This is a genomic window from Nitrosopumilus sp. b3 (genome assembly GCF_014078525.1).
GTDB lineage: Archaea > Thermoproteota > Nitrososphaeria > Nitrososphaerales > Nitrosopumilaceae > Nitrosopumilus.
This window is the reverse complement of record NZ_MU078693.1, coordinates 302,401-314,172: the sequence shown is the minus strand read 5'-3', so window position 1 is coordinate 314,172 and position 11,772 is coordinate 302,401. Positions and strand designations below refer to the sequence as shown.

The window sequence follows — 11,772 nt, the reverse complement described above, 5'->3', positions numbered from 1 at the left end:
TAAACAGTGTAATGTTGTTTGTCAAGTTGTAAACAGTGTAATGTTGTTTGTCAAGTTGTAAATTTTGAAATTTTATTATTAATTTTTAAATAATTTAGCTTTTTTTCAAGTGATTTAATATCTCCAGAAGTAAATATTTGAAGTCTATTTCTTTTTTGACTATCAGAAATGTATTTTTGTTTTAATTTAATAGCTAGTGATTGACCAGGATCAAGAAAAGTTATGTTTGGAAATATTTTTTCTAGAAATTCCAAAAGAAATGGAATGTGTGTACTAGATAAAGTAGCCACATCTACATTATTTTCAATAAAGATTGAACTTAGAGTTTTTTTAATTTTGGTTATACAAAGATTGGGGTTTAAATAAAAATCACCATGTTCAACCAAGTCAACCAAGGATGATGCATTAATTTTAATGACTTTGAAATTATTCATGTTAAAAGTTTTAATGTAATTATCAAGCAATTTACTTTTTACAATAGATTCTGTTGCTAAAATTGCAATAGATTTTGATTTTGAAATTTTTTTTGTTTTATTTAGTGGTGGAAGAACAGTCAGAATATTTTTTGGATGTGAATCCAATGTTAATGATAATGTATTTGAGCCAATAATAATTAATTCAGGCTTAAAATATTTTTCAAGAGCTGAAATAGATTTTAATGTAATTCTTCTTAATTCTTTAATACTTTTTTTTCCATATGGAAAGTTTTTAGAATCTGCAAAGTAAACTATATTACATTTCATTTGTTTTTGAATTGGTTTAATAATAGATAATGAGCCCAGACCTGAATCAAACACAACAATTCTTACCATAAAATAATTCTAAATTGAATATGATTTAGATTTTGTTAGCTAAATTTAATCTAAAACTGATCTAAATTTACACTGTCCATTAAGACTAAATTTCTAAAACATCAACCATGCCAAACTTCGATAAAACTTGGGCTCGACAAGAGACTCAAAGTGTAACTGGCAAACTCCGAGAAGCAGTAAAGCCTCAAGGTGCATTAAAACCACGAATTCAAACTGCAGTAAACAAACTACAAGTCCAAATATCAAAAATGGACTCTATGTTAGGTAAGCTGCACGAAAGAGATGCGCAACTCTTTCAACGAGTGGTAACCGCAATGCAACAACATGATACTAGCACAAGTAGAGTTTTGTCCAACGAATTAGCTGAAATTCGTAAGGTTACAAAGATGCTCGGCAATGCAAGAATGTCATTAGAACAAGTCCAACTAAGACTGACAACTATTCATGATCTTGGTGATGCTATGGTAGCAATTGGACCAGCGATGTCTACAATGAAGGGATTGAAGTCATCACTAGGAAGATTCATGCCAGAAGCTGATTCAGAATTGAACAGTATGACCCAGACACTTAATGGATTAATGATGGACTCCCTGGCAGGAGATTCATTTAGTATGGAATCTGATGTTTCAAGTGAAGAAACTGACAAGATTCTACAAGAAGCATCTGCAGTAGCTGAGCAACAGATAGGAGATAAATTCCCATCTGTACCATCTTCAACTGGACTTTCGTCTCAAAGCTCTACAACAACGTTTGAGTAGAGTAGAAAAGACGAATGTTTCTTATTTTTAATTTTTTATAGTTCTTTAAGAGCTCTAAGCAATGAATCATCTTCGTAAAGTTGCCTTTCAGGAAAACAATTTAGCATTTTTCCATTAGGGATTTCGTAAAATTCCCAGTCATTACAATCTAAATCATACTCATATGGCTGTGTGTTATCAAATTCCCAGTCAAATCCATTATATTTGTCTGCATATCCATGTCCTCGAATCAAAGTTATTGTGTTAGAATCATAATCAACTTCAATTTCAGCATGTAATGCATTAGGATAAAGATAGATCACATTAGGATGAGAGGTAATCGCATCAAACTGTTTTTTTGTTACATACTCATTATGCAATAAAATTACTTTGTCAAATTTGGCTAAAATTTTGGGATTTTTGTCTATATCCACATCAGATAGAAAATTATAATTTAATAGCTTTAAAATTTGTGCGCCATTTCCTCCTATTTCAGTTCGTAGAATTGAAACGATTGGGACAGAAAGACATGTTTCATCACAAAGACCGTTATAGTAATTATAGAATCCAGGAGAATTGTATGCTGTGGCCGTAAATGTTGGAAAAATTACAATAGTTTTTTCATCAGTATTTTTTAGTTCTTTGTATAATGACTTATTATTTGGATCTAATTCAAAGAGGAGCCTACTGTATTTTTGATAATTTCCATCTATAATGTATTCATCTCGAACACCATAAATTTGAAAAATTGAATCAATAGGTAATTCGATTAAGTCAATATTTTTTGTGTCTATATTAAAATCAAAAAACATATCTGATTGTTTAGAATCACTCTCGTTAATAGAATCATCAGTTTTAATTTGAGTTAAAAAAAATAATCCAATTATAGATACTACACTTATTAATAAAATAATTTTGTAGTTTATTGCCAAAGTTTTTCTTTAAATGTCCATTTTTTATTTAAAATAAAATTACTAAAGGCTCCAGTTAAAACACCGACACCCAACGCAGTTGAATACACCCAATTATTATTATCAACTAGTGAAAACACGACACCAATTTGGATTAATGCACCTAAAGAGCTGAAAGTAATGAATTTTGAATATTGTGAAATAGTTTTTTTGAATGAAAAATTTCTATCACCAAACGTCCACCATTTGTTAAAAACAAAATTAGATGTCATTGATGTAATAATTCCTATAATGTTAGCATATAGATACCATATTTCTGTAATTCCTCCAGAGAGCATTAATGAAATAAGATAGTTGATTGCAAACCCGGATGCTCCAATTGTATAAAATCTACCTGCTTTGGAGAAAAATTTTACAGAATTTCTTTTTTCATTATTTTCCTCAAGTTTATTGGAGCGATATAACTTCCAAACTGATTTAATATAATCAAAGACTATTGAAGAATTTAATTTACTTGAGCCTAATTTTCTATCTTGGAATGTATAAGGAATTTCTTTTACATCTAGTCCTCTTTTTTTTACTAGAATTTCTAAAAGTATTTTGAACCCAATCGCATCAAAGCTTAATCCTTTCAATATTCCTTTTCTAAAAGCAAAAAATCCAGACATTGGATCATTTGTTTTAACATTTAATCCTCTTTTGGCAATCATTGTAGCTACTTTACTTAGAAACTTTCGTTTTGTATTCCAGCCGTTTATCTGTCCACCGGTAATATATCTAGAAGCTACAACCATATCACACTGATATTTTTTTAGTGTTTCAATCATTTTAGGAATTATTTGTGGAGGATGAGAAAGATCACTATCCATTACAATTATTGTATCACCTGCTGCTCGTTGAATTCCACTAAGTATGGCTGAGCTTAATCCATTTTTGGTTGTTCTATGAATGATATCTATTGTATATCCAGCGATTTTTTTGACGCTTTTTAGATAGTCCTCTACGATTTTGCCTGTTCCGTCAGGAGAGTTGTCATCAACAACAATTGCTTCTGTAAAAACATTTTTTGGAATAATATCCCCAATAGATTTTAGGATATTTAGAATATTTTGTGACTCGTTATATGTTGGAATAATAATTGAAATTTGAGGTCTGTTTTTATTCATATAATCAAGAGTCATTTGATTAAAATGGAAAAATTAGTGGTTATTAATTTTTAATTAAAAATAATAGATTCTAGGCATCATATTTTTGATATTATTAGTTGTTTTAGAGAGAAGAAAAATCATTTATTGCAAATTTGGATTTTATGAGAAAAGTAAAAGTTACCAATATTGGAATTATAAATAATAATAAAAATGAGAAATTAAATTCAGGAATAGATTTGTCAGGTGAAACTAAATCTCCCCATTGGCTAGGACTAGTAATTGAAATCAAACTTTGTTTTTTAATCTCATATGGCCATGAGTAATGAATTTGTTTGTCTGCATCAAAAACTGAAAGATAAAACCCATAATTATCAGAACGTCCCAAGACATCTAAAGGAATTTTAAATTCATAGCTTGCATGTGGGACTTTGTTGTATCTATCATATTTGTCAGATGATGATCCAACTGCAATGAAATTTTTATCATTAGTGATTTTGGTAAAGTGACCGTTTAGTGCAGGTATATTATTTCCTTGATATGTAAATGGAGTTTTTCCGTCAAGTGTTGTTGAAAAACAATAATCATCTGATTGTGGAACAGATGTTTTGTCATTTTTTGTATCAAAGCAAACAATAGCGCTATCTGAACCTTTGTTAATACTCATATCAGATGCCGCATTGATTTGAACATAAATAAAATTTTCTTGATGAGCTGTTCTCAAATGAATTTCAGTACCATCGTCAAATTTTAGCCAATTGTAACTTGATTTTTTCCATTCATAGGAATCTGTCCACTTTCCATCAAAGATTATTTCATCTAAATCGGATGAAATAGAAATTAAGATAGGATCTTCTGCAAATGCATTATCAAAGTATACGTGAAAGGAAAAAAATATGAATAAAATACCAAATATTATGATTTTGTTTTTCACTAATTTGATTTATTCATTTAACTAATAGAAAAATTTTTTATTCTTTTTATAGTACCAACAACTAAAAAAAATATGAATAAAGGAATTATTATTGGAGTTGCAATAGCAATTATTATTGGTGTGGGAGTTTTAGTAGCTTCAGGAAATTATTCAGAAGATATTAGTGAAATTTCTCTTGAGGAGGAAGTTAAAAATGAGCCTAAACAATTTACTATAGGGTTAGATGAATCAGTAGGGGTTTCAGGAGGATAATAATTTTAGAAATGATCCAATTTGGAACTATGATTTAGAAAAATTTACCATTATCCCTATAAATCAATTTACATAGAAAATTATAATGAAAAACGCTACAAGTTTCGGTATGTTTGCAGCAGTCGCATTTGCTATAGGAATGGCAGGAATTAACCTTTCAGATGGCACATTCGAGATGCAAAGTAATACAGCATCTTCTTATTCAGAAGGTGGAAGTATTCTAGGACATATGGAAATTATACACACTGATAATGAAGGAAATATTCTTTCTTATCAACAAACAGACAATGCAATTGTTAATGATGGAAGAAATTGTACTGCCATGTTACTGTTTGGACAAAACAGTGGCTGTACCGCTGGTACTGCATCTGCTTTGGGAAAATACACTGTTATTGGTATTAGTAATGGTTCCGCATTAGTAGATACAACTCTTAATACAGTACTTCCAGCTGAAATTACAGTTGGTGATGGATTGAATGCAGTAGCTGGTTCGTTGGGTACATTCACAAATTCAACTGCCGACTCTGATCCTGCAATACAAAGAATTACTAATCAATTCACGTATTCTTCATCTGCAACCCAAACTGGAAATACAATTAATGCAGCAGGCTTGTTTAATCAAACAGGTTTAGGTGCTGATAGAGGAGTTTTCGCATTGAAGAATTTCCCATCATCAGTCACAATGAATCCAGGTGATCAGTTAACTGTAAACTGGGACATTACAATTGATGGTTCAGACGACATATCTTAGACGTCTAAATCTATTTTTTATTTTTTATTTCTATAGCCATGGCTAAAATTCTTGTCGTATAATTTTGAATACTCATAAGTTTCTGGATCAATTACATCACTAATTATCACAATTGCAGTTCTAGTAATTTTTTCATCTTTAACTTTTTTTGCAATATCTTCTAAAGTTCCTTTGATAATTTTTTGATCTTCCCAGCTTGCTCTATATACTACTGCTACAGGAGTTGATTTTTTGTAACCGCCTGCAATCGCTTCTTTTACTAATTTAGATAATAAATGAACACTAAGATAAAAGATCAAGGTAGCTTTGTGTTTTGCAAGTTCAGAAATTCTTTCACGTTTTGGAACTTTGGTTCTTGATTCTGCTCTTGTAACTATGATGGTCTGAGTAACTCCAGGTAAAGTTAATTGGGTTCCAAGTGCAGCAGCTGAGGCTAAAAATGCAGTTACTCCAGGTATAACAGTAGACTTTATTCCTTTTTCCTCAAGGTTATCAATCTGTTCTTTGATTGCACCATAAATTGAAGGATCACCATCATGTAACCTCACCACAAGTTTGTCTTTTTTTGCATTTTTGTATAACAAATCAAAAATTTCTTCTCTAACTAGTTTTGCAGCATCAAAAAGTTTTCCCTTTTTGCATAGTTTCAAGATTGGTTCAGGAATTAAAGAACCTGAATACACTACAACATCAGCTTTCTGAATTAGTTTTTTGGCTTTTACAGTAATTAGTTCAGGATCTCCAGGGCCACAACCTACAAAGAAAACATCAGACACGCTTTACCACCAAAATTGAGAAGTATTTTGTAGTTAAAGTATCATCATTTACTTCACCTAATGTAAGTTTTCGAATAATTTCATGGTCTGTTCCAAGATCTTGTCCTATTGCAAAGATAGAATTATCTGGAAATCCAGATTCTTTAAGAACTTGAATCACTTGATCAAAGTATCTTCCATCTTTAAGAAATATCATTGATTCAGAATTTTTTGCAATCTCTTTAACACTAGATAGATCATAACATGATGGAATTATTGCAACTTTTTCTGCACCTTCTGCTACACTTACACCGACTTTTGCTGCAAATGTAAACAATGAAACAATTCCTGGAATTACGGTAATATCCATGTCAGGATAGTTTTCTTTGAGATCCTTGTGCATGTAAATCCAAGTACTATACAAGAAAGGATCACCTACTGTTAGGTATACAACATTTTTTCCTGACAAAACAGTTTCTGCCATTATCTTTGCATTCTTTTTCCAAGTCTCTTCAAGAATGTCTTTGTCTTTGGTCATTGGGAAAATTAATTTTATAATTTCTTGATTTTTTGATTTATCAATAATTGGTGAAACAACAGAAAGTGCAATACTAGGTCTTTCTTCATTGGAAGCTGGACACATAATGATGTCAGCATTCTGAATTGCCTTTACTGCCTTGACTGTTAGTAATTCAACATCTCCAGGACCTACTCCAATCCCAATTAATCCAGGCATAAAAAATCTGACTTTGTTCCCAATTAAATATCTAGATTAGACTCTAGTAGCAGAAATTACAGTAACAGGATTTCTTGCAAGCATCATAGTACCAGTACTGGTCTTTCTGCTTTTAGATATGGTAACTTGAGTAATATCTATTGATTCAAACTGTAATTTATCTAAAATTTGTAATACAGAATAAAGTGTCTCAATTAGAATAACTCCAATTACAATTCTCCCACCTGACTTTAGTTTATTCTCAGATAGTTCAACTATATCTCTAGTATCACCACCTGTTCCTCCAATTATTATAACATCAGCTGGTTCAAGATCTTGTATCTTTTCTTTGGCATCACCAAATATTACTGAAATATTTGAAAGGCCAAACTTTTGTATGTTCTTGTTTGTTAATTCTATTGCATTCTCATCATGATCAATAGCTAAAACTTTTCCTGATGATTCAACTTGAAGTCCAGCTTCAACAGAAATTGACCCACTTCCACAACCAACATCATAAACTGTTTGACCAGGTTTTAATCTAGCTTTGCTGATTTGAATGGTTCTTACCTCTTCTTTAGTGATTGGAACTTTTTCTGCTCTCTCAAAGTTTTCATCAGGAATTCCAGGTGTTTTAAAATCCCACATGTCTAATCGTTATTGTTTCTATAGATTAATCCCACTAGTGACTTTTCCAGAATGAACTAGGGTATAAGTTACAATCCAAGTAAACAAATACAAAAAGACATAGCTGCCAATTGCCTGAGTAACAATTTTTTTTCTATCTGATGATGGTAGTTGCATCTTCATCCCTTTTGCAACTATAATTGTTCCAAAGAATACTATAATCATAAATGCAATTGATGCCCATCTTCTATCTTCACCTTCAATATCTTCAAAGATAAAAGTCGCAGCAGTTCCTGCTATTATTGCCAAGGCAACACGCATCCAAAATAATTTATTTAATTTCCTATCTTTCTCACTTTTCTCAGCAACACTTACTGGTGGATCAGTTGATGAATTATCTGCAACAGGCTCAGATTTTTCTGTTTCAGGAGCATCAACTGGATTCTCTTTTACAGATTCTTTTTTAGAATCTTCAGGTCCAGTAGTAGGAGCAGATTTTTTCTTTTTAAATTTCGCCAAGGTAATTTTCTAGCGTGACTCAGGCAAACCATGTTTAATATCTTTGGTCAAAGATTGACCATATCATAGCAAGGGTATAATTTTAGATATAAAATATGATATTCATGGCATTATCTGGGATAGAACTACGATATTTGGTAAATCAAATTTCAGAGCAAGTTCAAGACTATTACATTAGTAATATTTACGGCATCACAAAAGATAGTATTCTCTTCAAGCTTCACCATACTGAGAAAAGTGATCTTTTCATGATGATATCAACATCAGGGGTTTGGTTAACCAAGGTAAAAATTGATCAAATAGAACCTAACAGACTACTCAAAAGACTACGTAGTGATTTACTACGATTAAAATTAAAAAAAATTGAACAGATTGGTGCAGAAAGAATTGCATACTTTACATTTGAAGGGTTTGGGAAAGAGTTTGTTCTAGTGGGAGAGTTTTTTGGAGATGGAAATATTTTACTCTGCAATAATGAAATGAAGATTCTTGCATTACAGCATTCAATAGAAGTAAGACATAGGAAGCTCAGTGTTGGATTAGAATATGTACAGCCACCAACTAGCGGACTAGATATCTTTAACCTATCAGAATCAGATTTTGATGGACTCAAAACAACTGAATTGATTTGTGCGAAATGGTTTGGAAGGACACTAGGTTTACCAAAAAAATATGTTGAAGGAGTATTTGAAATTGCAAATGTTGATGGTAAAAAAATTGGCAATCTATTAACAACTGAAGAGACAAACAGAGTTTTTGAAACTACAAAAAAGATTGTTTCAGATATAGTATCAGGAAATCACGAACCAATAATAGTCAGAAATGAAAAAGTGGAAGTTCTTCCAATAAGATTAGGAAAATTAGAAGGTGAAATAACAAAAGTTGATAGCTTCATTGAAGGATTAGATACTGTATTTACTGAAAAAATTGTTGATAAAGGCAAGTCAATTCAGTCAAGTGGATCTGATAAAAAAATAAAAGAACTACAAACACAGATCTCTGAACAAGAAAAAGCCATTGAGACAGTTAAAGAAAGATCAAAAAACATTACAAATGTAGCAAATTCCCTTTATCAAATGGTTTCACAGGGAATAATATCAATAGAGGAAAATTCTGCTCAAGAAATTTTATCAGAGAATAATGCAAAATTAATCACAGAAAAAGGAATTCCATTAATTGTAATCCAAGATGAAAAAATAAAGATCAATACAAAATCTCCACTTCAATCAATTGCTTCTGTATTATTTAATGAGGCAAAAAAGCAATCAGGTGCAATAAAATCAATTGAACTAATCAAAGAAAAAACTCTGAAAAAGCTAGAAAAATTACAAAACAAAACAGAAGCTGAAAAAGATATTACTATAATTTCAGAGATCAGAAAGAAAAACTGGTATGAAAGATACAGATGGTTCTTTACATCTGATGGCTTGCTTACAATTGGTGGAAGAGATGCTGCATCAAATTCTGCTGTAGTTAGAAAACATTTGGTAAAAAATGACAAAATTTTTCATGGGGATATTTTTGGTTCACCATTTTTTATTCTAAAAGAAGCTGAAAATGCACCAGATAGAAGTATGAATGAAGTTGCACATGCTACTGTTTGTTTTAGTCGTGCATGGAAAGAAGGAATGTATGGTGTTAGTGCTTTTTGGGTAAATCCAGAGCAAGTAAAAAAATCAGCTCCAAGCGGGGAATTTCTACCAAAGGGTTCCTTTACAATTGAAGGACAAAGGAATTTTATCAAATCAGATACTCTCAAACTTGCAGTTGGAATAATTCCTCAAGATGATGATTATGTCTTAACATGTGGTCCACCTGAGCCAATTAAAAAAAATTCTATTTGCTATGCAGTAATTGAACCACATGGATTAGAGATGGTAGAGGCTGCAAAAAAAATACGAATTGAATTTTTAAAAATGCATGAAGAGATTGCAAGAAAAATTAATCTTGATGATTTTGTTCGTGTTTTGCCTTCTGGCAAAAGCCAGATTAAAGAAGTATCTACAGGAGACTTGGATATCAAGAAATTTACTGATACTGAATTAGATTAGAGTCAGTATCAAGAGAAAATTTCATTCCATTTTTAATAGCATCAAATTCCTCATCACAAAGTGTAATTAATGGAATGTTTGCCAATGCGCAACCGGTAGCTACAGTAAGATCTGCCTTGTGACATATCATAGCAAGTGGTGCAGAATTATTTGATTTTATTGAATAAATTGTATATGCACCAACACTACTTCCTACTCCTGATGGAAATACAAGAATTACATCTTTGATTGATTTTTCATAAAGATCATGATTTCTATCACTAATTATTCCTGTTTTCTTATCAACAGTCCCAAGAAAGTTAATTGGTTTCTCAGATTTTAAAACAATACCTTGAGCTTTTCCTGCAACTAAAACTTTCATCGTGTCTCATCTTGAATAATTTGTGATAATGGTTTTAGATTTACATCTACACCGTTAGAATTTTTAAGATAAAACGCACCCTTGATACTATTTGTTGTAACTGCATCAACATTTTCTTTATTTATCAAAGGAGTCAAACACGTACAACAGTCAGAAAGAATTTCACATCCTGCTCTTTCAAGTTCTGTTGTATATCCAATTTTTTTTGCTTGCTCCTTTACAGTTCTAGGTAAAAACACCATACACCTTTTTTGAAAAGATCTACCCTTCAGCATGCTTGTAAGATCAGAAATCTCATCTAAGCCCAATTGTGGACTGCCAAGTGTAATTATATCACCTTTTTCTGCAGTGTTTAGCTCATCATGTACATTTTGCATTTCTTTTTCATCAAAATCTACTTTTTCACAGTCAGAATTATCATCAAAAATGAATTTAGCACAAGTTCCCGATGTCCCCATTCCGCCACACATAGCTTTGCATTGTCTTTTATCCATCTCTCCAAGTCCTGAAATATTTACAGAAGTATCTCCAACCTTTCCTGCAAAAAATCCCAGCATACCATATGTTAATTCATTTGGATTTTTTACTTTCATGTTAATTGTAATGTTTGGTGAATCATCTTTTCTTATTGATGAGTAAGGGCTTTTTCCAACAATTGCACTTGCAAGTGCACTAAATGCACTTTCTTTGTTTGTCTTTAGATTATCAAAAGAGTTTGCATGAATTGCAGCATTTGATTCTGCAAACGCAACTTGTGTTCCATCTTTTGGGATTTCAAAAATTTCATAAGGAATGCATGAGAATGAAGGAATTACACCCATTGTTTCATATGAATTTCTGATGGATAATTGTTTTGAAATAAAATTTTCATTTAATCCATAGTTTACAACATTATCAATATCAAAACCCATTGGATTAAGAGTAGTTTTTACTGAAACTCTCGCATCTTTGCTAATACTGGAGAGAAATTCTTCTCCTGCATCTCCAATTGTATTGTAATTTACACCAGAAAGATGAGCCCATTCAATTGGGATTAATTTATCAGCATCAGTTGCCTCACCTGTGGCAACCAAAATTCTATATGCCATCTGCAAAATCTCTCCTTGTTCTCCCTTGAGTGCAGATTCTTCTTCTCTAGTAAGATCCAATGGTAAAGCTTTGTTACTACAGTTATAATACTTGTACGTAATTTTTAATTCAAA

General features: G+C 31.5%; 14 protein-coding genes. 4 read left to right on the top strand and 10 right to left on the bottom strand.

Going from position 1 to position 11,772, the window contains the following annotated elements:
* Nucleotides 1-50 precede the first annotated feature (50 nt).
* Complete coding sequence (locus C6990_RS01865; protein ID WP_182128033.1) at nucleotides 51-812, bottom strand: glutamate racemase; 762 nt, start codon at nucleotides 810-812, stop codon at nucleotides 51-53.
* A gap of 107 nt (nucleotides 813-919) precedes the next feature.
* Between C6990_RS01865 and C6990_RS01860 the strand changes: the two genes are divergently transcribed.
* The gene (locus tag C6990_RS01860; RefSeq protein ID WP_182128032.1) at nucleotides 920-1,570 is read left to right on the top strand and encodes a Snf7 family protein; all 651 of its coding nucleotides are present in this window, start codon (nucleotides 920-922) and stop codon (nucleotides 1,568-1,570) included.
* Nucleotides 1,571-1,605: 35 nt separating this feature from the next.
* Here the strand turns inward: C6990_RS01860 and C6990_RS01855 are convergent, their stop codons facing one another.
* The 3 genes from C6990_RS01855 to C6990_RS01845 all read right to left on the bottom strand — a co-directional run bounded on the left by C6990_RS01855 (nucleotide 1,606) and on the right by C6990_RS01845 (nucleotide 4,539).
* The gene (locus C6990_RS01855) at nucleotides 1,606-2,481 is read right to left on the bottom strand and encodes a hypothetical protein (protein ID WP_182128031.1); all 876 of its coding nucleotides are present in this window, start codon (nucleotides 2,479-2,481) and stop codon (nucleotides 1,606-1,608) included.
* On the bottom strand, nucleotides 2,472-3,641 hold the full coding sequence (locus tag C6990_RS01850) for a glycosyltransferase (RefSeq protein ID WP_255465093.1): 1,170 nt from the start codon (nucleotides 3,639-3,641) through the stop codon (nucleotides 2,472-2,474). Before C6990_RS01850 ends, C6990_RS01855 begins: the two co-directional genes overlap by 10 nt.
* Before the next feature lie 88 nt (nucleotides 3,642-3,729).
* The gene (locus C6990_RS01845) at nucleotides 3,730-4,539 is read right to left on the bottom strand and encodes a hypothetical protein (RefSeq protein ID WP_255465092.1); all 810 of its coding nucleotides are present in this window, start codon (nucleotides 4,537-4,539) and stop codon (nucleotides 3,730-3,732) included.
* Nucleotides 4,540-4,611: 72 nt separating this feature from the next.
* Between C6990_RS01845 and C6990_RS01840 the strand changes: the two genes are divergently transcribed.
* Nucleotides 4,612-4,791, top strand: a complete 180-nt coding sequence (locus tag C6990_RS01840; protein WP_182128030.1) for a hypothetical protein — start codon at nucleotides 4,612-4,614, stop codon at nucleotides 4,789-4,791.
* Nucleotides 4,792-4,876: 85 nt separating this feature from the next.
* The gene (locus tag C6990_RS01835) at nucleotides 4,877-5,542 is read left to right on the top strand and encodes a hypothetical protein (protein WP_182128029.1); all 666 of its coding nucleotides are present in this window, start codon (nucleotides 4,877-4,879) and stop codon (nucleotides 5,540-5,542) included.
* A 17-nt stretch (nucleotides 5,543-5,559) separates the two neighbouring features.
* Here the strand turns inward: C6990_RS01835 and cobM are convergent, their stop codons facing one another.
* From cobM to C6990_RS01815, 4 genes are read right to left on the bottom strand one after another with little or no spacing between them, the layout of a single operon-like run.
* A complete protein-coding gene (cobM, locus tag C6990_RS01830) occupies nucleotides 5,560-6,318 on the bottom strand; it encodes a precorrin-4 C(11)-methyltransferase (protein ID WP_182128028.1) in 759 nt (252 codons plus the stop codon).
* The gene (gene cobI, locus C6990_RS01825) at nucleotides 6,311-7,033 is read right to left on the bottom strand and encodes a precorrin-2 C(20)-methyltransferase (protein ID WP_182128027.1); all 723 of its coding nucleotides are present in this window, start codon (nucleotides 7,031-7,033) and stop codon (nucleotides 6,311-6,313) included. Before cobI ends, cobM begins: the two co-directional genes overlap by 8 nt.
* A gap of 36 nt (nucleotides 7,034-7,069) precedes the next feature.
* Entirely contained in the window at nucleotides 7,070-7,660 is a 591-nt protein-coding gene (gene cbiT / locus C6990_RS01820; RefSeq protein ID WP_182128026.1) for a precorrin-6Y C5,15-methyltransferase (decarboxylating) subunit CbiT, read from the bottom strand.
* Nucleotides 7,661-7,678: 18 nt separating this feature from the next.
* Nucleotides 7,679-8,158, bottom strand: coding sequence for a hypothetical protein (locus C6990_RS01815; RefSeq protein ID WP_182128025.1), 480 nt, complete (start codon nucleotides 8,156-8,158; stop codon nucleotides 7,679-7,681).
* A gap of 104 nt (nucleotides 8,159-8,262) precedes the next feature.
* Here C6990_RS01815 and rqcH point away from each other — a divergent pair, with 104 nt between their 5' ends.
* Nucleotides 8,263-10,209, top strand: coding sequence for a ribosome rescue protein RqcH (rqcH, locus tag C6990_RS01810; protein WP_182128024.1), 1,947 nt, complete (start codon nucleotides 8,263-8,265; stop codon nucleotides 10,207-10,209).
* Here the strand turns inward: rqcH and C6990_RS01805 are convergent.
* Entirely contained in the window at nucleotides 10,187-10,570 is a 384-nt protein-coding gene (locus C6990_RS01805) for an aconitase X swivel domain-containing protein (RefSeq protein ID WP_182128023.1), read from the bottom strand. The two genes, rqcH and C6990_RS01805, sit on opposite strands and share 23 nt — an antisense overlap.
* Entirely contained in the window at nucleotides 10,567-11,718 is a 1,152-nt protein-coding gene (locus C6990_RS01800; protein ID WP_182128022.1) for an aconitase X, read from the bottom strand. The genes C6990_RS01805 and C6990_RS01800 overlap by 4 nt, the downstream gene beginning before the upstream one ends.
* Nucleotides 11,719-11,772 lie beyond the last annotated feature (54 nt).